Below are 21075 nucleotides of genomic sequence, written 5' to 3'. Positions count from 1 at the left end.
CGATGACGGTTTCAAGAGATGACGGTTTCAAGAGGAGAGTAGCGGCCAACAGGCCGATTCCAATCCCGTACCTCCCGAATCCTCGCAATAGGGATGCGATGGCCAGGCTCTTTTTTGTCTACCGTACAGTCAGGGGAACAAGCCTGGGCTACACCGCGGAGTATCTCGAAAGCCGTGAATCAGGGATCTCGGCACAGACAGTTTTTGCACCTCGGCGGCCCAAACCGGATCGGCTACGGTGCCACGACCCGCAACTTGGCTGCTTCAAAGGCGAACGAAACGCGGTTCCGCCCACGTTGTTTCGCTTCAAAAAGGCATCGGCCGGCAGTGCGAAGGACATCCTGAGTATCTGCATCATGCGGGATTTCCGCACCACCAATGCTGACCGTCACCTTCACGCCGTCTTGTTGCCCCTTCACCCAAGAAATCCCCTCGATAAGTCGACGAATGTTCTCCGCGACGGTAGTTGCCTGCTCAATGCGCACGCCGCGTAACAAGACCCCAAACTCTTCCCCGCCAAGGCGACCAATCGAGTCCCCAGGGCGAGTCATATAGACGAGCGCCTTTGCAATCCGAACCAGAGCCTCGTCGCCCTTGGAGTGTCCGTACTTATCGTTGAACGAAGAGAAGTGATCTGGATCGATCAGAAGGAGTGTGTCGCATTCCCCTTCTTCGCGGCTTCTGTCCATCCTTGCCATAAATCCACCGCGACTAAAGGAGCCCCGTCATCGGGACATGACTGGTGACGAAGGTGAGCCTGTCATGCGTCTCTTTCAGGGCTGCATGTGACTTCTCCAACTTGTCACATGTTTCCTGGATCGTTTCCGACTGCGTGAAGATGAAGGCACTGACCGGCATTCCGATCAGAATTGGAATGAACGTACATTCCACCCAACTCAGCCAGTCGATAGGCATCTGAAGCGCAAGTCTAGCCATAAACGACAGACCGAAGGTCGCGACGACCGCAATTATCGTCTAATGATTTTCCCAAAATACGCTTGGCGCGCGGTGTCATGTTGTTTCTTTAGACATTGGCGCTGAAGGAGCCGTTACCAACTCTATTAAGATTATTCTGGCCTTGATGAGGGCGGTGATTTTTTAGATGGTTAAAATCGCTGCAGAATGGGACGGGCCGGTCGCGCCATATATGGGAACGCCTGATTGTAGGCTTAGGGCCAAGACTCACGAGTGATTCCTCGACCGCAACCGGTCACTGGGTCGCTTTGATAACTGTGACCCAAGGGGTCGCGAACCGGATGTGGATGGTTGCCAGGCAGGTATGCGTAGTCCGGGAAATTCTTTTCGCGAGGACGTGACATAGACCCAGCAATCATGAAAGCGCGTTGGCGGCAATTCCAGATGAAGTAATCGCTTGCGCCAGAGTGCCAGCGGTAAAGAAATATCTTGCGCTGCCCCGACAAAATGCGCTCATGGTGCCATTCCTCCATGGGCACGTGCGCCGGGAGGGCACCTCTAAAACGACCGATAGACCGAGGGAGGGCTCAACCCAATGAGCAGGGTGCCGCGCGCAGATGCGAGTCCAGCTTCGTCGGCGACATTTGCGCCGCTCGAAAATGCGACCTTTCGATCGATCTGGCTTGGCACCCAGGTCGCCAGCCTTGGCTGGCTAATTCAAACTGTCGCCATCAGTTGGCTGATGGCGACCATCTCGACTTCGGACGTGATGGTCGCCTTGGTTCAGGCTTCGACGACACTCCCCATATTCGTCCTGTCGATCATCGCCGGGGCCCTGGCGGACAATTACAGCCGCCGCAATCTCATGTTCGCTGGCTGGTGCATGATAGCGTTGTCCTCGGCGATGCTGACTGTTCTTGCGGCCCTCGGGATTTTCAATCCATGGATGGTTCTTGCCTTCAGCTGTTTGGCCGGAGCGGGCGCCGCTTTCACCGATCCTGCTTGGCACGCGTCGGTGGGCGATATCTTACGAAAACGCGAAGTCCCAGCCGCGGTCACGCTCATCTCGGTTGGATACAACGCCATTCGAAGCGTCGGCCCGGCGCTCGGTGGCATCGTCGTTGCCTCCTTTGGACCTCTGACAGCTTTCGCTGTGGCGACACTGACCTATGTAGCGCTGCTGTGGACCATAGGGCGTCGCAAATGGGATGTTCGCACCTCACCTCTCCCGCGCGAGCCTTTGACCACCGCCATCCATGACGGAGCGCGCTTCACGGCCCTGTCGGCGGAGATCAAGGCGGCAATCGCGCGTGGAGCGCTTTTTGGCCTGACCAGCATCTCGATACTCGCGCTGCTGCCTCTCGTTGCCCGCGATCAACTAGGGGGAGGACCAATCGTTTATGGTGTCCTGATGGCCGGCTTCGGGACGGGCGCCTTGTGCGTCGGCATTTGCAACAATGTCTTGAGGCGGTCGCTGTCCCAGGAGCGGCTGACAACACTGGCATGCATTGCCTGTGCGGCGTGCTGTCTATCTCTTGCTCTCACTACTTCAGTGGCGGTGGCGGCTATTGCGCTGGCGCTCGGCGGCGCGGGCTGGGTCGTCACCTGGACGGGGCTCGACGTGAGTGTCCAATTGGCAAGCCCAAGGTGGGTCGTCGGTCGCACGCTCTCGATCCACTATGCCCTCTCGTCTGGCGGTATCGCGGCCGGCAGCTGGCTGTGGGGCTCAGTGGCTGAGACCTATTCGCTTACCTTGTCCCTCGAGGTTTCCGCTGGAGCGCTGGTAATGGTCGCGGCCACCGGCTTCCTGATGCCTATCCGTCAATGGCAGGACTCTGATCAGGATCCTTTTGGCTTCGAAACGCCACAGCTCGCTCTCGACCTAAAGCCGAGAAGCGGGCCGATCGTCGTCAAGATCGAGTACTCAATACCGGAGGCAAACGTCGAAGCTTTCCTGGACCGGATGCAGGAACGACGGCGAGTGCAAAGCCGCGTCGGTGCTCGGCACTGGAACCTCCAGCGCGATCTTCAGGATCCTTTGCTTTGGACAGAAACCTTCCGCACGCCGACCTGGATGGATTATTTGCGGCTGAATCATCGCCTGACGACGGCGGACAAGGCGTTGGACCAACATCTGCTCGAATTGAACATGGCAAATCCGCCTCGTACCAAGCTTTCGATTGAACGACCGACCGTGGCAACCCAGAGGCGGGATCAATCGACGCGATTTTTCTTTCGGCTGTGATCGCCGGCTTTGGGTTGGTAGAGCTTGGGGGACAGCGAGATGACCGGTTTGGTGAGATTTGAGAGGCAAGTCGTGGTCCAGATTGGCCGCCACAGCCCAGAACGTGCCGTATTCGATGTCAATGATGCGGCCGCCATCTTGCTGCAGGTTTCTGGTCGTCAGACGGAGAAGCGCAGGGCAGCGATGGACGCCTGTTTGAAGGCACTACGGGGTAAGGCTCATCCACCCGCCGCCCGAAGGGCCTTCGTCGCGGCCGCGCGCGAAGCAAATATCCTACGCGGCGATTAAAGGTCAAAAATCGTATCGTTCATCAGTTCCTCCATTAGCTGAACGAGCGTTTAACACGTCGAGCCCGCGTCGCCCGACGCTGACCGAAGCGGCGAGAAAATATGTAAAGAGCCGCTTTGGCTGACAAGAATGCACCGGTCTACGTCTTCAGCAACGCCCGCAAGCAGCGTAAAGCCTTCGCCCGAAATCAGGTGGTATCCGATCTCCAGGGTGAACGCGCCGCTGGCCGCCGGGCCTCAGGCTCTGCTGATCAAGGGCGGCCACGCATCGGGACCTCGATCGACCGACATTCTGTTACTCCGCGATCAACAACCGATCCGCTTCGACACGCCGCGCCTCACCGCATCGATGCGCGGGACGGGTTGCATGCTGGCCGGCGCGATTGCGGCGCACTTGGCGCACTCGCGGCCCCTTGAAGACAGCGTGCGCGAAGGCAAGCTGTTTGTGTTCGAGAAGCTCTTGAAGCATGCAGTCACATGACAGCGAGTGACGATCGGAAGAGTTGGACTAGCGACGACGCTTCTCCAACGAAAGCGAATTAAAGCGCTTTGCAAGAACTGGAAGGGCTGCAGTTTTCTTTTTTCGCGGTCCACTGAAAAGTCTTCAGCCTAAACATGACTATTGTGGTTCGCCTGTCGTATTTCCGAACGCCATTGCACGGTAAAGTGACCGAACCTCGTCGCTTGCATGGCACGGAAGGCCAGGAGGCCATCGTACAAGCTGAGGCACCACAAGATGGCGTAGACCGTCACGCTCTTCAAAAAAAGGAATATTCGGGGGATCGTCATCATTGATCCGGCTGCCGGGAGGCTCAGGCAGCTGAAAGAGGGCGATGGCTATGACATGGTCAAGGACGGGATGGCAAGATTTGCGTCAGGCACCTGCACGGATCACTTCTCAAAAATGGCAGGCCGGTCCCGGCATCGAGACGCCGTCGCGAGATTTTCGAGGTGGCGGTAGCTTCGCTGTCTGTTTTCCGCAGGGCGAAGTCCGTAGCAGATGAGTGTGCGCTAAAAGGCATAGCCGCTTCCGCAAAGCGGAGGCGGCTACAAAAGCACAATCGATGCGAATTTCGTGACGATCACCGTCGTGTCCTTCAGCAGGATTTTGCGGAATGCCGCCTTTCCGCGCGTGCTGCGGCTCAGACTGCTCGTCGGTAAGTCCAGAGCTGTGCGGGCGGGATGTTGCGGACGACGAAATCATAGTGAGACACGACGTAGCGGTCGGGCATTTTGATCACCGGCGACAAAGGTCCGTAGGTGATTTGGATCACGGGCCTCCCGCGAGGAATTCGGGCGAGCAAATCCTCGAGCAACGCAATGCGCTGTTCCATTGGAAAGCTCAACAACGGCACCGCACTTATCACACAGTCGAATTGCTCCCCGCTCCGCTCGGCCAGCACTTCCCCCAGCGCGAACGCATCGCCCAATCGAAAATCCACGCCCGGAAGGGCTCGCGTCAGGCGCCGATAGAAATCCTTGGAATATTCGACCGAAATTAGCTGATGCGGCTTGATGCCTCTTTGCAGGATTGCCCTGGTGATGACGCCAGTTCCCGCGCCAAGTTCAAGAACCGGCAATCCGGATGCCGGGTTAATCACGCTTGCCATACGACGCGCGGCATGTACGGACGTTGGCATAAGCGCACCCACTCGTTTCTTGTCCTTCTGCTAGCCCTTGAAGAATTGCACTTCTTCTTCGAACTTCCTGCCGAGGCGCTCCTTCAATCGAAAGACCATATCCACTCCCTGCTACTGCTATTTGTCTGAGTCATTCTGCCGAGGCGCCTTTGTACAAGCCTTGCGGCATTTTCAATCATGCGGCATTGGCTGCCGCGAGCAACTCGCCTTTGCGCTGCCCGGGAAGAACTCCGACGTTATCGATAAGCCGCGTCCCGCCGAGCCAGGCGGCGACGATCAGGCGGGCCGGTCGATCCGCGGCGGAAAGCGGCGACAGGTCATGGTCTGCTCGTAGCTCGAGATACTCGACCTCGTCGTAACCGGCAGCGAGGATCGCTTGCCTGACCTCGGCAAGCACACTCGGCTGGCAATCCCGCCGACAATCGCCCGGCCGAAGCCGACAGGACTTCGGCGAGCCTTGGCGCTGCCAGGCGCTGTGCGGCCGAGAGCCTGACATTGTGCGACGACATCGCCAGGCCGTCGGCTTCACGTACCGTGGGACATGCTACAATCTCGATTGGAATGTCGAGATCGCGGACGAGCCGGCGAACGACGTGCAGTTGCTGGAAATCCTTCTCGCCGAAGAAGGCGAGATCAGCACGCGTCTGTAAAAAGAGCTTGGCGACGACGGTTGCCACGCCGTCGAAATGGCCCGGACGAAACGCGCCGCATAGGCCCCTGCTCACCCCACTCACCGAGATCGTAGTGGCGAAACCTTCCGGATACACGTCCGCTGCATTTGGCGCGTAGAGCAGATGAGCGCCGAGCGGCGCAAGCTTGGCGGCATCGTCATGCTCAGTGCGCGGGTAGGCCGCGAGATCGGCCGCGCTGTTAAACTGTTTCGGGTTGACGAACAGCGTCACGATAACCCGGTCGGCCTTGGCAAGCGCGGCACGCACCAAGCTCAGATGGCCTTCATGCAAGGCACCCATAGTCGGCACGACAGCGACCTTCAGGCCATTCTGACGCCATCCGGCCACAGCCATGCGCAATTCGGCGACGGTTCGTGCGGTCGGAACGCTCATGCGCCTTCTCCACCATTGACCGTCCTTGGCGCATCGCCGAACAGATGCTCGGCCGCGGGAAAGCGGCGGTCGCGCACTTCCTGCGCATAGACCGCAATCGCCTCCCCGGCGATCTCACCGAGTTCGGCATAGCGCTTGACGAATTTGGGCCGGAAGTCGCCGAAGGTGCCCGACATGTCGTCGACGACGAGAATCTGTCCGTCACAGGCTGCCCAGGCGCCGATACCGATCGTCGGGATCGCCACCTCTGCGGTGATCCGGCGGGGGAGCGCCTCGGGGACCTTCTCCAGCACCACCGCGAATGCCCCCGCTTCGCTCACGGCACGCGCGTCGGCCCCGACGCGCTCCGCATCACCGCATCTGCCCTGCACGCGGTAGCCGCCGAAGATATTGATCGCCTGTGGCGTCAAGCCGACATGGCCCATGACCGGCACGCCGCGTGTGGCCAAGAAGCGGATCGTCTCCGCCATTGCTTCGCCACCTTCGAGCTTGACCGCCGCGCAGCCGGTTTCCGCCATGATACGTGCAGCATTGCGGAAGGCCTGCTCGGGGCTTTCCTCGTAGGAGCCGAACGGCATGTCGACGACCAGCAGCGCCTGCTCCAGGCCACGGCGCACGGCCTGACCGTGCATGACCATCATCTCAAGCGTCACGCCCAGCGTCGACGGCAAGCCGTGGAGCACCAATGCCGACGCTGTCGCCGACGAGAACAATGTCACAATGCCGATCAACGAGTTTTGCGATCGGCGTGGTATAGGCCATCAGGCAGACGAGCGGCGTTCCGCCCTTCCGCGCACGAATATCCGGCGGTGTGATCGCCCTGGTGTTAGCAACCGCACTCAACAAGGACTCCTTCCCCAACGTTACCAACCATGGGTGCCGCGTTTGGCACATTTTTGTGCAGGTGCGAAGAGTTAAATTCGCGATGCGCGTGGTGTTGACGGGCCACAGTCATCGTCAGAATCAATCAAATCGGTTCAAGCTGCTTCAGCAGCGCACCTGCCAACCGGCCCAGGGATCATGGCCATCAGGCAAAGCCAACCAGGAAGGCAGATCGGGAGGCAAGGCGAACGACGTCAAAGCGGTCCTGATCGCCGTCGTGGTCGCCCTGACGAATGGTGAGCCAGGCATGCTTACCATCGGGCAGGCTAATGCTTCGCCATACAAGCGCGCTGGAGCCTGAGGGACCCATTGCTCAGTGCCCGATAAAGCGCTGCAGACGCAGGTTCCAGCGCGTTGGCTCCGGTCGGCAGGCAGAGGGACGACCGACGAGCGGACGTTCATCGAATGGCGAGTCATTTTGACGACCAAAGGCGACGATTGGGGCCCCATCGGTTCGAACCCGTGGCAGCAGCCCCGTATTCGAGACTGCCTTTTTATGCGACTATCGAAGCACAAACATAGGACTGAAAACGTCTTTGCTCTCCGATCCAGACGTCAGCCTCGCGCCGAGGGACGGCGATCAGAATCTCGGCGTTGAAGGTCTTGATTGGGGCCGTATGGACGGCTCTCCGTTGGCAAGGGTTCTATTTGAGCGCTCTGCAGTTGCTGGTTGGTGCGGCCATGTATCCGACCTCACATGATGATTCTCCAGTCAATGTTTTTCCATGGGTGTAATCCGAGGTGAGCTCTCTTCCTGCAGGGCCTGCCTGCTAACCTCACATCCGGCGGGATGATATCCCAACCACTGTCCCGCATTCGGGACGGGAGAGCTCCAAAGGAACGGCACCACTCTGTGAAGACGGCACTGAAGCACCACGCCGGACAACGGCGACGTTCCCTCGGTCACCGGGCTGCTTTGCCGTCGCAGAGCTGCCCGATCTCGATAATTATTATACGGCGGGCTTCATGGTCGCTCCCTCGGGTACGACACCATCGACGGCAAAGCGCCACAGAGCGATCAGCAACTTGCGAGCGAGGGCGACCACTATGACCTTGCGGACGCGGCGGCCAGTAGAGCCGGTGCGTTCCCGGAACCAGGCGACCTGGGCAGCACCAGGCTGGTAGCGTTGCCAGAGCCAGGCCAGCTCCACCATCACCGTTCGAAGCCGCCGGTTCCCGGCCTTTCCGATCCCTTGCTCGCGTTCCACCCCACCACTGTTGTAAGGCGTCGCAGTAAGACCTGCATAAGATCCGAGCGCTTTGGCATTAGCGAAGCGACGGACGAAGGCCTCGCGGACCAATATTGTGGCACTCTGCACCCCTATACCGCGGAGACTGCACAGCTGCTGGATCATCCGACTGGCATCATCCGAAGCGGGCACCTCCGCTACCGCATCGCGGTCGTGTTCCAGCGTGGCGATCTGATCGAGAACGAGCTCCAGCCGGCTCAGTAACCGTTCGATCTTGGCGAGGGCGTGAGGTGGCATTGGGTCACCCAGACCGGTACGAAGGTCGGCCAGACGCCGCCGGCGGTTTTTCAGGAGCGGGTTGTAATCCTCGACGCCGAGCGTCGCGAGGACAGCACCGATCCGGTTGGCAAGGCTGACACGTTCGGACACGAGCTCTGTTCGTTCGCGGACAGAGCGCCGTGCATCCTCATCGGCTTCGTCAGGGATCGGTACCATGGAGCAGACGCGCGGTTCGCCGCGAAGCCACGCCAGCAGCGTACGCAGCAGTAACTCGGCGTCGATCCCGTCCGACTTTGCGCGACGCATGCGACGATCGACGGGCACGCTGGAAGGCTGGATGACATGGACCTCCACGCCTTTGGCAATCAGCCATCTGGCAAGCCAGAACCCGGACCATCCAGCTTCGTAGGTCGCAACCACCCGATCTACCGGGTGGCCGGCAGCAGCAGCACGAGCACGATAGCCATCGATTGCGGACTGAAGAGCAAGCTTATCTGGCTCAATGGCACGCTTCGCCTTGGTCTGCGGCAGGCCGGGCACCTGGGCGGCCAAAACCCAGTTTTTGTTGCTTAGTTCGATAGCCAGCACGAGCGTACGATCGTATTGGACAACTTCTGCGCCGTTGAATGATTGCGACATGATCAGGCCTCCAGAGTTTGAAATGGCGCAGTCTAATCTGCCTGCGCCGCAAATCATGGGATCTGTAGGTGCGGCTCTTCATATGCCGCTGGCCATAATGCCATTCGCGCGGCTCAGGTCCCGATCGAAAGCTCGCACTCGAAGGTGCACGGCCCAATTGGGTTCTCCTGATCGGGCGGCGTCAACCGGCTTTTTGCATTAGCTCACCCCAAGACCCGCCCACGGGTCAGCTTCCTGCGGGCGACATGGCGTTCGCGCGTCCCGCTTTCGAAGTACCGCTCCATTGCGAGACGCCCAACGCTCCAGGCCCTCAAGGTCTCGCAGAAAGCGCTACGCACCGGCGAACTCGTGGATCGTGAAAGCCGCCAGGTCATCCGCAAAGCGATCGGTGGCTATCACGAGCTCGACGACAATCAGGCATGGCTTGAGCTCGGCCACGTTGACAAGCAACTGCGGCAGTTGCGCACCCAGCTTGAGCGAGGCCTCAGAGACAAGATCATCCAACGGGCGACGGCTACCTCGACATCCAGGACGGAGCGCTTGCCCGCTATCTCGAGAAGCTTCGCCAGCAATGCGTCGATGACCTCAGCGGATAAGGTTCAACAGCACCTGCTGGACCTCGATCCTAATGCAATAGAAGCCAAGGAGGGCGCCGGAAGACGTGCTGCGGCTTTCAACCTCCCGCATTGCACATGACATGGTTGCAGTGGCAGTAGCCGACACCGGCGCCGGTTTAGCGCCGGAGGGACGCGACCGCCTGTTCCCACCCTTCGTGACCACCAAATCCACCGGCATGGAGATTGGTCTGTCGATCTGTCGGCGAATGGTCGAGTCGAGGAGGCAGTTGTGGGCCGAGCACAACGCAGGAGGCGGGACAGCAACGCTGCAAAAAGCCGCGCCCGCTTGATTAGCATCAAGGACGAGCTGGAGAGCTAATCTATTCTTGTGGGCTGCTTGGCGCATAATGCGCCATTTCGAACCGCTGCAAAGGTATCTGCATGAGTAATATCAATCGGAACATGATTGCCGTTGTGGACGATGACGAGGACGCTCGGAAGGCGCTCAACTTTCTTCTCGATGCGCTCGGGCGGTCTGCGGAAGGCTTCTCTTCAGGCGCGGACCTCCTCAACGCTGAGCTGGAGAATTTTGACCATATTATCCTAGATCAGCATATGCCCAGGATGACCGGCTTGCAGCTAATGAGCATCCTCCGCTCGTCGCAAATCAATACCCCGGTCATGTTGATGAGCGGCAATCTGACCGACGAGGTGGTCGCGGCGGCCGAAGCCCTTGGCGCCAAAGTCACCGAGAAGCCACTGAGTCTGGAGGTCCTTGCCGCGTTCCTTGACAAGGAAGAAATGTAAGTTGCGCTAGCGAACAGTACGGCCCCCTGGCAAGGGCAAGCAGCCGAGCGGATCGAGGCGGCCGGCGAGAAGGAGAACGAGCAGGCTGCTCCCACGGAACGTCTGGCAAAGACTGTCAAGCGTCGGGCCAACCGGGTGCACTGCCGTCGCATCTTCCTCGTGTCGAGATGGTTGTCGTATTGCCTTCTGTGGTTGCCGTCCGTTGTGCAAGGAGTTTCTGACTTTCTGAACGTGTGATCGAGTGCGGTCTTCTGTCAGGCCTTTGAGTGCGGCACTTGTCGAAGCCGCTGGCCGGTATGGTGATCTGCGGATCGAGTCCAAATCTCACGTGCGTGCTTGAAAGCACCGAGGCAACAGTTGGTTTTCCCGATCCAGATCGGTTCGATCATGCGCCCATTCAGGTCATCGCCTTCTCACACCCCCAATACCGAGTTACCCATCCATGCTGACCAACAGGTCATGTCATGGCGGTTAACACCGGATCTCGATAATCCTCTTGTTTCGTCAGCATGGCCCACATTCTTCGGGCCATCTTGTTCGCCAGTGCGATCGCGACCAACATCCGTGGCTTCCTCGTTATCATCCGCGCCAGCCAGGAACCCTGCGCCGGAGGCTTTCTGCTCGCCCAATTCACGCGGACCATTGCACCGATGATCAGCAATCGGCAAATATCGGCTTGTCCTGCCTTCGATACCTTGCCGAGTCTTTCCTTGCCCCCCGATGAGAATTGCCGGGGAACAAGTCCTAGCCATGCCGCAAAATCACGACCGCTTCGGAAGCTTTCCATCGCGGGAGCAAATGCCTCGATGGCCATTGCTATCATCGGCCCTACACCCGGCATGGTCTGAAGTCGCTTCGCCTTATCGTCTTGCTTGGCAAGCTCGACGATCTTCCGCGTCTTGTCTTCGATCCTGGTCGTCTTTTCCGCGATTTGAACCAGAAGATCACGGCATTCTTCCCGCACGAGTTCCGGGAGAACAACACTGACATCCTCGACGATCGCGTCAATGCGCTTGAGATGCCCGATCCCCAGAGGGACAACGTGACCATATTCGTAGAGCACGGCACGCAATGCATTCACCAGTTCCGTACGCTGATGGACAATGCGCTCCCGGGCTCGAAAGAGAATCCCCTTTGCCTGTTGATCCGCGCTTTTCGGTTCCACGAATCGCATCTCAGGGCGCTGCGCGGCGGTGACGATGGCTTCGGCGTCAGCGGCATCATTCTTCTGGCGCTTGACGAAGGGGCGCACATATTGCGGTGCGATCAACTTGACCTCATGCCCAAGATTGACCAATTCGCGTGCCCAATGATGGGCGCTACCACAGGCCTCCATGACAACGACAGCCGCAGGCTGGCTTTCCATGAAGCGCAGAAACTGTCCGCGCAGCAACTTCCGGCGAAACTTTACCTGGCCCGTCATCGACGCTCCGTGAAGCTGGTAGACATTCTTTGCTAGATCGACCCCGATCATTGTATCTTTCATTTGCCGTCCCTCTTCTTCGTGGCTTCTACAGACCACATTTTGGCACACTGCGATGCCGTTAGGGGAGGACGGCAACCACCCCATCTCACGTAATTTTGTTACCGGCTGCCTCACCAAGAATGTTACCGGCTCGCCAGACGTGTGGAATCTGAAGCGAGGTATGGCGCTGGGCCGCTGACCTCGCCGATGAGCCGCTGCACGGCTTGTTGTCGCCACGCCCTTAGTTCGGTCAGCTCGGCCTTGGAGGCATGGGCCTCAGATTCCTAACTTTCCCGTATTTGAAATACGCTAAAGTTAGAAATCATTGCCTTTTCAAGCCTGCCGTGTTACTTTCCCGTATGTGAGATACGCGAAAGTTAGAAAATGCCCCTGCACCTAGTTGGAGAGAACATCGACAAAACCCGCAGCCACTATCAGGCTGAGACGGGCAAACTCGTCCAGCTGATGCGCGGCATCTACGTCGATGCCGGGGAGGATATCGAGGCGACGGCACTCAAGCATGCCGTCCGCATCGCAAAATATCTCTACCCCAACGCCTACCTGTCAGCGGCGAGCGCTGTCCTTCTCGGGCCAACCCGCGACGGCCGCCTGTTCCTAAGCGGGCGGCGGATACAGCGCACGCGCATCCGCTTGCTCGAAATCATCCAGAACGCGGCTCCCGATCATCCATCTGTGGCCGCGGCGATTGTTGATGACGGCATGGGAGAATTCCGGATCGACGTTTCCTCAATGCGCCAACGCTTCCTCGAAGCCTTCCGTCTGCGCAGCGAGCACGCGGCATCCATCGACGAAACGATGCGCGAGACAATCGCGAACCGCCTCATCGAAGAGTACGGCAGCGCCCAGGGTGCGGCCGATGCCATATGGTCACTTGCCCGCGAAAATAAGTGGTATCGCGAAGGTGAGCATGCCGAGCGCTTCCTGCTCCGGCGTCCCGCGCCAGCGGAAGCAGCGCGCAACGAGGCCGCACTTGATTTGATTGTCGCATGGCACGGCGCGCCCCTGGGCAACCTCACTCATGACGGTTTTGAATGGCGCTGGAATCCCAACGATCAGGACGGCCCGCCGCTCGTCCGCCAGACCACGCCGGGTAAACTCCCGCCCTTCATTTTGTCGCTGCTGCCCGAAGGCTGGCTTGAGTCAGTCTTGAACGACCGCGACGAGCGCGCGATGCTGCGCTCGGGCAAGCGCTACATGTCGAACATCACGATCGTTGAGCGCGCGAACGATCTCGCCGCCCTGCCGCCTGACATACTGCTGACCCGGCTCAGTGGCTTCACTAAGAACTCTCTATTCACTGGCCAGTATGCCGGGCCGGGCCGCGGCGACCTGGAGCAAAGCTTCGAACGCAATCTCGCACAGATATTCGAGCGCACCGATACACCCCGCTTGTCGGGTGTCCAGATCAAAGCGCCAATGTTCCTCGATGCGGATGGCACCTTGTCGCCCAGCACCGGCAAACCCTTCACCCATATCCTCAAACCTGCTGGCACGAGCGGATTTGAGGCTCTGCCGGTTATTGAATGGCAGTCGCTCGCGTTGGGCCGCCGATCCGGTTTCACAACGGCCCCGACCGCACTCGTTCCCATGCCTGACGGGATGCCGCCCGCGCTCGTGGTTGAGCGGTTCGACATCACGACGAGCCTTGATGACAAGCATCTTCTTGCGCTTGAGGATTTCTGTTCCGTGCTGGGTGTGCCCACCGAAGCAAAATACGACGGCACGATGGAGCGCATCGCGCGGGCTCTGAGACCTCTATCAACCGCCCCGGAAGAGGATGTTCTGCTTGTGCTGAAGCGATCCCTGTTCGCCTGGCTGATCGCCGATGGCGACATGCATCTTAAGAACATGGCGCTCCTCAAGATCGCAGAGCCGGGCAGCGCGCAATTCAGCTCGGTTCGCATGGCACCGCTCTACGATGCTGTCACGACCCGCGTGTTTCCACGTCTCGAAAGAGACCGGATGGCGCTCAAACTGAACGGCAAGGACGATCGTCTGCGCCGCGCCGACTTCAAGACGTTCGCCAGCACTGCAGGCCTCAAGGCTGCCGAAGCAGACAACGCAATTGACGATCTTGTCGCCGCTCTTTCGCACGCACTCGATCACCTAGAATTGCCATCGCCTCTATCAGACGGGTCTCAAGGCGCGAAGATGGCGGAGCAAATGCGCGCGATTGTCCGCGAACGTATCGAAGGGTTTGCGTAGATGATCGATCTCACCGACGCGCCGGTCTCTGCCCTCCTTGAACTGCACGGCGATTTGTTGGCAGAGCTGCGGCGTCGTAAGATCGTGCGCAGTGCCAACAATCCAACCGGCGACTACGGAGAGCTCCTATTCTCCAGAGCCTTCGGGTGGACCCTCAACAGCAATTCTTCCGCCGATGCTGACGCCATCGATACCGAGGGGGTGCGCTATCAGATAAAGTGCCGCAAGCTTGAAACACTGGGCGGTTCCCGTCAGCTCGGATTTATCCGCCGACTCCCCGACAGACCTTTTGACCGGCTCGCGGCTGCTCGATGGCAAGTTCCGTGTCACCAGGGCAGCCATCATTCCGTACGAAGTCGTCGAACCGCGCGCGACGTACGTCGATAGTGTCAAAGGCTGGAGGTTCATGCTGCGCGACACTGTCTGGGACATACCCGGCGTCATGGATGTTACGCCCGAATTGCGAGCGGCGGAGCAGGCGATCTGATGGCTGGCAGCGGCGCGACCCGTCCTACTGATCGCGTCCGAAATCGCTTTGCGCAAGGAACCCAAGGGATGCGTAGTCCGACATAGGGCGGCCACGCAGTTCCTCGCGGATGTCATCGATGATCAGATCGAGATTGCAGCTCTTGCTGACGATGCGCGCAAGAGCCTCACGCGAAACGGGTCCGCTGGCGGCAAAAATGGTCGCCTCGACGCGATGCATCCACTCGCGCCAGCGAACCTCCGCCAGCAGATGATCCAACTCGCGGTCGACCAGCATTCGCTGGACATCTCTTTTTTCTCGTGTGCGTCGTGTCGGTTCCACCATTCGATCACAATCCGTAGATGCGGAAGGTCGGGCGGCCCGACAGTTCGCGCACGGCGCCAAACTCGAGCAGCCGGTCGAACAGCCGGCGTAACCCGCGATCGCTCATGCCGGTCTTGTTGTATCACCGCGCGAGGCGACGACGGCGTCATCGCCGAGGAGCGTCTCGATCACCGCGTCCGCACCTTTTGCCTGCAATTTTGGCGCAACAGCCAGCAGATGATCGGCGCGGCGGCCGAGCTCGGCGGCAAGATCCACCGCCTGCAGCGCCGCCCGCGCATAGGCGCCAAAAATGGGTTGGCGCGATGCCGGCTGCGCTTGCCGTTGGTCCGCTGGCGACAACCGATCGCTGGCTGTCGGCGGTGGCGGGTAGGCGCTCGAGCGTCGCGATGACATCGGCGGCCACGCCGACCGCGTTCGCGTGTGCGCCAGCAAGCCCTTTGATTTCATCGCCGAGACGCCCTGCCGTGTCCTCATCGAGGAAACTCCCCAGATCCGCGCCTATCTCGCCCAGCGCCGTGTCGCCAACCAAAGTCGCGACCGGACGCGAGGCCAGCCTGCGCTAGATCAGCAGCATGCGGCCGGCGGGCCCGAAATTATCGCCGGGGCGGGTGAGCAGCAGTGCGTCGCGCAACGCCGCTGCGTCTTCCATGCGGCCGGCGCGTTTTGCCGCTTCCGCCGCCGCGGCGGCGGCAAAAGCGGCATCTTCAAGCGATTGCGGAGCGGCCGCCGCGGCGCGCAGCCAGGCCGGCACCGGAGCGACCGGCGCAACCGGGCCCGAGCTCGCGGTGACAAGCGGGGGATGGCGGATCAATTTCGGGCGGAGAATCATCGCCGAGAGCATGAATCGGCGCGGCGCTTTTGGCAGCGTAATTTAGCAGAAACCGCCGCGCCTGTCGTGCAACTGTTACGAACGATAATCTTGTTATCGGACGTATGGCGCTAGCCTGCCAAATCATGGAAGATTCCCCATCGAAACCCGCCAAAATCGACCTCTCGCCCGCCGACCATCCAGATGGCGATCTGCCCGATATCGTCGATCTGGTGCTGGAAATGGGGGCCCCACCCACCACCCCGTGGGCGCCGGCGAATCTCGAAGCGCTCGTCGAGACGGCAACAGGCTACGCCAGGGCCGCCAGCTCCGAAAACACCCAAACCGCCTACGCCAAGGATTGGCGGCATTTTTCAGCCTGGTGCCGGCGCAACGGTTTCGAGCCCCTGCCCCCAGAGGTACAAACATCGGCCTCTATATCAGCGCCTGTGCCTCAGGCAGCGCCGCCGGTGAGGCCCACCGGGGCTTGCTACCCCTTTCGGTCGCCACAATTGAACGCCGCCTGTCCGGCCACGCCTGGAACTTTACCCAGCGCGGTTTTGCGCTCGATCGATCCGATCGGCATATCGCCATGGTGCTTGCCGGCATTCGCAGAAAACACGCAAAGCCACCGCGGCAGAAGGGAGCCGTGCTCGGCGACGATCTCCTGGCGATGATCGCGACGCTCGGCCATAATTTGCGCGGCCTGCGCGACCGCGCTATTTTGCTCCTGGGCTTCGCCGGCGGCCTGCGCCGCTCCGAAATCGTCGGCCTCGACGTCGTGCGAGACGACAAGAGTGACGGCGCCGGCTGGATCGAGATTTTTCTGGACAAGGGCGTGCTGGTGACGCTGCGTGGGAAGACCGGCTGGCGCGAGGTCGAGGTGGGCAGCGGCTCCAGCGATTTGTCTTGCCCCGTGGTGGCGCTGGAGACCTGGATCAGGCTGGGCCGCATTGCGCGAGGCCCGCTTTTCCGCCGCATCTTCAAGGACAACAAGACCGTCGACGTCGAGCGGTTGTCCAACAAGCAATCGCCCGCCTGGTCAAGCAAACGGCGCTCGCCGGTGGCGTCCGCGCCGATCTTCCGGAAGCGGAGCGCGCTGTTGTTCGCCGGACACTCGCTGCGAGCAGGTCTCGCCTCTTCGGCCGAGATCGAGAAGCGCTACGTGCGGAAGTAACTCGGCCACGCCTCGGCCGAGATGCCCCGCAAATATCAGCGCCGGCGTAAGCGGTTCCGCACCAACCTCACCAAGGCTTCCGGGCTTTGAACGGCCCCCTAGGGCGAGAGTTCTACTTAGCGTTTCAGTTGACATCGGGGGGTAAGGGCGACAGCGGCCTCGCTAATCTCCCCGAGACGCGGAGCCTACGCCTGGTCGGAGCAAGGTTTGCCCGTTCCAGCAAGAAGGTCTCACCCAACGTTCTGTGGCGAAGCCCGAAAGTTTGGCATCCGTTCGGAGATGTCGATCCCGATCTTCGACGGGTCCGGAAGGCGTGCCCTCTTTACCTTCCCGTCCCGTGAGCGGAAACTCGACCCCGCGATGGTAGCGGACGGGTACTCCGTTCTGACACTTGGTGCCTTCATCGATGGCTACCTACAGAGCCGCAGCGACGACGGGTTGATATGCGCAGCCCCCTCCCACTGACGAGCTATCAGCTGGAATGCCTCGCATGGCTCCTGCAGGGCAAGACCAACGGCGATATCGCAGCACTTGGCAATGTCAGAAGACGGGCGGTCGAGTTCCAACTGCCGAACATCCGTCGGAAGCTCAACGTCATGACTACCTACCAGGCCCTCGACATCGCGACAAAGCGCAATTGGATCTAAGCTCGATTGCAGACCGCGGTGGCTTCTCGGGAAGTGTGAGCTAGAAGACAGACGTTCTGGTGATAGGTGCCTATGCCACCGAATCATGGAAACATTCGTCATTTGGAGACAAAATGGTCAAGGCTACCAGCTGGCGCGACCAAGGATTGCCAATCTTGATTGTCGCCGAAAAGCACTGGACCAGATCTCTCTGAGGCGCCCTGGGTAGGCATAGCCTCTGTCCTATCGTCTCACCGGGAGGGGCACAACATTTCCCTCTGGCAGATCAAAAGCCATTGCCAGCAAGCGTGTCGTAGCCATCTCGACGATCAACTCTTCAATGGACCGATCGGGCAAACCAGTCTTGACCCGCTGGCGAACCAGCACGGTGAGTTGATAGACCGGAACCGGAACCAAAGGAGGATGATCATCGAGCAATTGACTAATCTCGATTACAAGGTCAGAATCGATATTCTTTGGCAATTCTCGCATAGGCGATCCTTGATCAAATAAGGTGAACATCGACACGCGAGCAGTCTGAAGGTGATTTATACATGCGACCGCCACGATCTGCGCCACCTGCCCCCTTTTAGTCCCAGCTATTGAACGCCAAGCCTTCGTCGCTTGCTTAAACTACCCGCCCCAACGCCCCTGCGAAGAATGCGTCAGCCAGGCAGGCGAGTCCAGAATCGAGATGGAGGAAAGTGGCTAGGCCTTTGCTTTCCGCTTTGTCGGCACTTTCTCGGCAGGTGTCTTTGCGGCTGGCGTGCGGCCGAGGCCTATGGACTTTGCAAGCGCGGAACGCCGTGCAGTGTAGTTTGGTGCGACCATTGGATAGTCGGCTAGCAATCCCCATTTGGTTCGATACTCAGCAGGGGTCGTACCGAAGTGTGTAGCAAGATACCTCTTTAGCGATTTGAACTTCTTTCCATCTTCCAGACAAACGATGAAATCTGAGGTCACTGATCGCTTTGGGCTACTGGCGGGTGTGAGCACTGGCGCCGTTGGCGCCGCAGGCTGCAGCAATCCTGCCAATGCAGCATTGACGCTTGCGATCAGGTCCGGAAGTCCCGACACAGACGTCGCGTTGTTCTGGACATAAGCCGCAACGATACCCGCCGTCAGGCCCAACAGATCGCTGTTTGCCTGTTCACTCGCGTCGTCCGCCATGGTCAGTCTCCTCGTTGATCTCATTAGTTCCTAATCGGCATATTCTGACGTCGCAATCACTACAACTACGGCTGCAATATTTCTTCCACTGATCGCTACGCCAACTGTCGCCGCTTGCCTGAGCGAAATCGCTCTCGTCTTTCGAATACTGCGTAGTCGTTCTCGCCGGAAGCTCGTTGGGTAGCCGAAGGCGCCACGTTGGCCATATCCGGCCTCTATCAACAATAGGGCCCGATCTGCATCGCCGCGCACTAAACAAACATCGCGCTAGCAGCCCTCTTCAACTCACTATGTCGGCCCAGGATCGCGCCCAGTCGGCCGGACGGCTGGTCTCGGCCGCTCCGCTTCCATCCCTGAGGCAGTCTACGGACCGCCGTGGCGGGTACAGTCGGTCCCGCGTCCCGGCCGTCAGCCGTCGCTATGCTGACATGGGGTAATTGCGGGCGATGCTAGATTCTTCGCCGTCAGTGATTCTCATGGAGGCCAACATGGACCAATTTGTTGGGTTAGACGTCTCGCAGGAGATGACCCACGTGTGCGTTATCGGCAGCGACGGTAAGCTTGTCTGGCAAGGGAAGTGCCTATCGACGCCAGAAGACATAGCCGGAAACATCAGATCCAAAGCACCCGATGTTCTACGCATTGGGCTCGAAAGCGGTCCCCTGTCCACCTGGCACTGGCACGCATTGAAGGCGATGGGGCTACCGGTGCTGTGTCTTGATTCCCGCCATGCGCAGGCGACCATGAGTGGCCAGGTAAACAAGACCGACAAGAATGATGCATATGGATTGGCCCAGATCGTCAAGGCGGGCTGGTAACGGGAGGTCGGGGTAAAGAGTCTCGACAGCCACGCGGTCCGCTCGATGCTTGGAGCACGAGCTCAACTCGTCGGAATGCGGGTAGAGGTCACCAACCAGATCTGGGGCATTCTCAAAACGTTCGGCGTCGTTCTATCAAGACGAACGGGCGAGCCGTTCGAACGTCTCGTGGATGAGGCGTGCGACAATAGCGACCCCATGCTCAATCAAACCGTGCGGTCGATGTTGTGCGTCCATTCCTGCCTGAAGGAGCTGATTCGGCAGCTTGACCGCCAACTGATGAGCCGTGCTCGTGGGAGTGCTGTGTGCCGGCAGCTTATGGCCATTCCTGGCGTGGGCGTACTCACAGCCCTTGCGTTCGTGACAGCGGTCGATGATCCGTCCAAGTTTCCGAAATCCAGAAGCGTTGGCGCGTACTTCGGCCTGACACCGCGATGTTACCAGTCGGGTGAAATCGATCGCAACAGGGGCATCTCGAAATGCGGAGACGGTCTTGTCCGTACCTATTATTTGAGGCCGCCGGCACGCTTCTGACGAGGGTCGAGAAGTGGTCGGCGCTCAAAGCCTGGGGCCTCCGGATCGCCAAGCGAAGCGGCTTGAAGAAGGCAAAGATCGCCGTCGCACGAAAGCTGGCAGTAGTCATGCACCGCATGTGGGTGGATGGCGTATCCTTCCGATGGTCGGCCGCTGAAGCGGAGGCAGTCGCATGAAGATGGAGGTGAACCCGAAGAAATCCGTCGCTCGACGGTAATCTTGTCCCTTGCCGGGACAAGCAGCGGCAAACCCGCCAGGAGCTATGCAGCCGTTCCATCGGAGCGGACTGCGTTGCTGACATTGGGAGCCGCAGCGTCCGATGCCATGCTGTGGCGAGCACTGTTCGACCACGAAGAGAACGCTGAAACCGGCAGGAGGCAGGTCATTCGTCCAAGGGCCAGTAGGAATTTTATCTGGCGATCGACGTGTTGCTAGAACGATCCGCGAATGAAGGGCGTGAGCGGCTATTTAGGTTCTGTGGACACTTCAGCACCGTAAGCTGGCCGCCGAGGAGCTGCGTGAAGGTCACCCTGCCGACCTGGTCGCGCTGCACCTCGATCCAGACGCTGTGCACGTTCCGGACATCGGCAAGGCTAGAAAACGGTTGACCCCGGGCCCGCAATTAGAGAACGCATCCTGCGATGTCCCGCTCACCGCCACGACGGGGGCGAATTGCCTCCATCCCGGGCGCGAAGCTTGTCCAACGTTGGTGACGCGCAATGGATTGCGGTTTATACGCCCTCTATCCTTTGAGCGCCGAGGAAGGGGATTATCAAGCATACGAATGCGAGATACTCATGCACCCGCACGACGCCACCGACATCCGCTATCGACACGGCTGCTTGATTTCTCGAACATGATAATGGGGGCCGACAGCCACTCCATCCACGCCGCCCAGCGACTTGCTGGGAGCCAATCTGCCCAATTGAGCTTGG

General features: G+C 59.6%; 21 protein-coding genes and 5 pseudogenes. 13 read left to right on the top strand and 13 right to left on the bottom strand.

Features of this window, described 5'->3' with window-relative positions; all coding sequences use genetic code 11:
• Positions 1-233 precede the first annotated feature (233 nt).
• Positions 234-689 carry a GGDEF domain-containing protein gene (locus LHFGNBLO_RS02085; protein WP_258599845.1) on the bottom strand — a complete coding sequence of 152 codons (456 nt, stop codon included), beginning with the start codon at positions 687-689 and terminating at the stop codon, positions 234-236.
• Between the two features lie 821 nt (positions 690-1510).
• Between LHFGNBLO_RS02085 and LHFGNBLO_RS02080 the strand changes: the two genes are divergently transcribed.
• The 3 genes from LHFGNBLO_RS02080 (at position 1511) to LHFGNBLO_RS02070 (ending at position 3928) form a co-directional block, all read left to right on the top strand.
• Positions 1511-3160, top strand: coding sequence for an MFS transporter (locus LHFGNBLO_RS02080; protein ID WP_258599844.1), 1650 nt, complete (start codon positions 1511-1513; stop codon positions 3158-3160).
• A 39-nt stretch (positions 3161-3199) separates the two neighbouring features.
• Positions 3200-3448, top strand: coding sequence for a DUF982 domain-containing protein (locus LHFGNBLO_RS02075; protein WP_183455314.1), 249 nt, complete (start codon positions 3200-3202; stop codon positions 3446-3448).
• 210 nt (positions 3449-3658) lie between these two features.
• On the top strand, positions 3659-3928 hold the full coding sequence (locus LHFGNBLO_RS02070) for a bifunctional hydroxymethylpyrimidine kinase/phosphomethylpyrimidine kinase (RefSeq protein ID WP_258599842.1): 270 nt from the start codon (positions 3659-3661) through the stop codon (positions 3926-3928).
• Between the two features lie 661 nt (positions 3929-4589).
• On the opposite strand, the pseudogene pmtA reads toward LHFGNBLO_RS02070, so the two are convergent.
• The 3 pseudogenes from pmtA to panB form a co-directional block, all read right to left on the bottom strand.
• A pseudogene (gene pmtA / locus LHFGNBLO_RS02065) lies at positions 4590-5186 on the bottom strand (phospholipid N-methyltransferase PmtA).
• A gap of 76 nt (positions 5187-5262) precedes the next feature.
• Positions 5263-6151: pseudogene (panC, locus tag LHFGNBLO_RS02060) on the bottom strand (pantoate--beta-alanine ligase).
• Positions 6148-6994, bottom strand: a pseudogene (panB, locus tag LHFGNBLO_RS02055) (3-methyl-2-oxobutanoate hydroxymethyltransferase). The pseudogenes panC and panB overlap by 4 nt, the downstream one beginning before the upstream one ends.
• Here panB and LHFGNBLO_RS02050 point away from each other — a divergent pair.
• Complete coding sequence (locus LHFGNBLO_RS02050; protein ID WP_258600549.1) at positions 6963-7334, top strand: hypothetical protein; 372 nt, start codon at positions 6963-6965, stop codon at positions 7332-7334. The pseudogene panB and the gene LHFGNBLO_RS02050 overlap by 32 nt on opposite strands.
• Before the next feature lie 649 nt (positions 7335-7983).
• Here the strand turns inward: LHFGNBLO_RS02050 and LHFGNBLO_RS02045 are convergent.
• A complete protein-coding gene (locus LHFGNBLO_RS02045; protein WP_258599840.1) occupies positions 7984-9141 on the bottom strand; it encodes an IS110 family transposase in 1158 nt (385 codons plus the stop codon).
• A gap of 330 nt (positions 9142-9471) precedes the next feature.
• Complete coding sequence (locus tag LHFGNBLO_RS02040; RefSeq protein WP_258599838.1) at positions 9472-9645, bottom strand: hypothetical protein; 174 nt, start codon at positions 9643-9645, stop codon at positions 9472-9474.
• A 157-nt stretch (positions 9646-9802) separates the two neighbouring features.
• On the opposite strand from LHFGNBLO_RS02040, the gene LHFGNBLO_RS33580 reads away from it, so the two are divergent.
• Complete coding sequence (locus LHFGNBLO_RS33580; protein WP_413774615.1) at positions 9803-10048, top strand: ATP-binding protein; 246 nt, start codon at positions 9803-9805, stop codon at positions 10046-10048.
• Positions 10049-10139: 91 nt separating this feature from the next.
• On the top strand, positions 10140-10505 hold the full coding sequence (locus tag LHFGNBLO_RS02035; protein WP_258581075.1) for a response regulator: 366 nt from the start codon (positions 10140-10142) through the stop codon (positions 10503-10505).
• A gap of 457 nt (positions 10506-10962) precedes the next feature.
• Here LHFGNBLO_RS02035 and LHFGNBLO_RS02030 read toward each other — a convergent pair whose 3' ends face one another.
• Complete coding sequence (locus tag LHFGNBLO_RS02030; protein WP_258599837.1) at positions 10963-11991, bottom strand: IS110 family transposase; 1029 nt, start codon at positions 11989-11991, stop codon at positions 10963-10965.
• 363 nt (positions 11992-12354) lie between these two features.
• On the opposite strand from LHFGNBLO_RS02030, the gene LHFGNBLO_RS02025 reads away from it, so the two are divergent.
• Both LHFGNBLO_RS02025 and LHFGNBLO_RS02020 read left to right on the top strand, forming a co-directional pair.
• On the top strand, positions 12355-14196 hold the full coding sequence (locus LHFGNBLO_RS02025; RefSeq protein ID WP_258599836.1) for a type II toxin-antitoxin system HipA family toxin: 1842 nt from the start codon (positions 12355-12357) through the stop codon (positions 14194-14196).
• Positions 14197-14583: a hypothetical protein gene (locus LHFGNBLO_RS02020; protein WP_258599834.1), complete on the top strand. Its 387-nt coding sequence runs from the start codon at positions 14197-14199 to the stop codon at positions 14581-14583. It abuts the gene before it with no gap.
• Positions 14584-14743: 160 nt separating this feature from the next.
• Here the strand turns inward: LHFGNBLO_RS02020 and LHFGNBLO_RS02015 are convergent.
• From LHFGNBLO_RS02015 to LHFGNBLO_RS02000, 4 genes and pseudogenes are all read right to left on the bottom strand, one after another.
• Positions 14744-15007, bottom strand: a pseudogene (locus LHFGNBLO_RS02015) (SMC-Scp complex subunit ScpB); the annotation flags it as partial.
• A 4-nt stretch (positions 15008-15011) separates the two neighbouring features.
• A complete protein-coding gene (locus tag LHFGNBLO_RS02010; RefSeq protein WP_258599832.1) occupies positions 15012-15113 on the bottom strand; it encodes a DUF1403 family protein in 102 nt (33 codons plus the stop codon).
• A complete protein-coding gene (locus tag LHFGNBLO_RS02005) occupies positions 15110-15481 on the bottom strand; it encodes a DUF1403 family protein (protein ID WP_258599831.1) in 372 nt (123 codons plus the stop codon). Before LHFGNBLO_RS02005 ends, LHFGNBLO_RS02010 begins: the two co-directional genes overlap by 4 nt.
• A gap of 85 nt (positions 15482-15566) precedes the next feature.
• Positions 15567-15818, bottom strand: a complete 252-nt coding sequence (locus LHFGNBLO_RS02000) for a DUF1403 family protein (RefSeq protein WP_258599830.1) — start codon at positions 15816-15818, stop codon at positions 15567-15569.
• 143 nt (positions 15819-15961) lie between these two features.
• Here LHFGNBLO_RS02000 and LHFGNBLO_RS01995 point away from each other — a divergent pair.
• From LHFGNBLO_RS01995 to LHFGNBLO_RS01990, 3 genes and pseudogenes are all read left to right on the top strand, one after another.
• Positions 15962-17082: pseudogene (locus LHFGNBLO_RS01995) on the top strand (tyrosine-type recombinase/integrase).
• Between the two features lie 75 nt (positions 17083-17157).
• Positions 17158-17457, top strand: a complete 300-nt coding sequence (locus tag LHFGNBLO_RS33575) for an autoinducer binding domain-containing protein (protein WP_413774628.1) — start codon at positions 17158-17160, stop codon at positions 17455-17457.
• Complete coding sequence (locus LHFGNBLO_RS01990) at positions 17436-17639, top strand: helix-turn-helix domain-containing protein (protein ID WP_258599829.1); 204 nt, start codon at positions 17436-17438, stop codon at positions 17637-17639. Before LHFGNBLO_RS33575 ends, LHFGNBLO_RS01990 begins: the two co-directional genes overlap by 22 nt.
• A 222-nt stretch (positions 17640-17861) precedes the next feature.
• On the opposite strand, the gene LHFGNBLO_RS01985 is transcribed toward LHFGNBLO_RS01990, so the two are convergent.
• Positions 17862-18197 carry a hypothetical protein gene (locus tag LHFGNBLO_RS01985; protein ID WP_258599826.1) on the bottom strand — a complete coding sequence of 112 codons (336 nt, stop codon included), beginning with the start codon at positions 18195-18197 and terminating at the stop codon, positions 17862-17864.
• A 129-nt stretch (positions 18198-18326) separates the two neighbouring features.
• The gene (locus LHFGNBLO_RS01980; RefSeq protein ID WP_258599824.1) at positions 18327-18788 is read right to left on the bottom strand and encodes a MucR family transcriptional regulator; all 462 of its coding nucleotides are present in this window, start codon (positions 18786-18788) and stop codon (positions 18327-18329) included.
• Positions 18789-19276: 488 nt separating this feature from the next.
• Between LHFGNBLO_RS01980 and LHFGNBLO_RS01975 the strand changes: the two genes are divergently transcribed.
• Both LHFGNBLO_RS01975 and LHFGNBLO_RS01970 read left to right on the top strand, forming a co-directional pair.
• Complete coding sequence (locus tag LHFGNBLO_RS01975; protein ID WP_258599823.1) at positions 19277-19606, top strand: IS110 family transposase; 330 nt, start codon at positions 19277-19279, stop codon at positions 19604-19606.
• A 75-nt stretch (positions 19607-19681) separates the two neighbouring features.
• Entirely contained in the window at positions 19682-20140 is a 459-nt protein-coding gene (locus tag LHFGNBLO_RS01970) for a transposase (RefSeq protein ID WP_258599816.1), read from the top strand.
• Positions 20141-21075 lie beyond the last annotated feature (935 nt).

It is taken from the genome of Mesorhizobium sp. AR10, from assembly GCF_024746795.1.
Lineage (GTDB): Bacteria > Pseudomonadota > Alphaproteobacteria > Rhizobiales > Rhizobiaceae > Mesorhizobium.
This window is presented reverse-complemented; position numbering and strand designations above follow the sequence as displayed.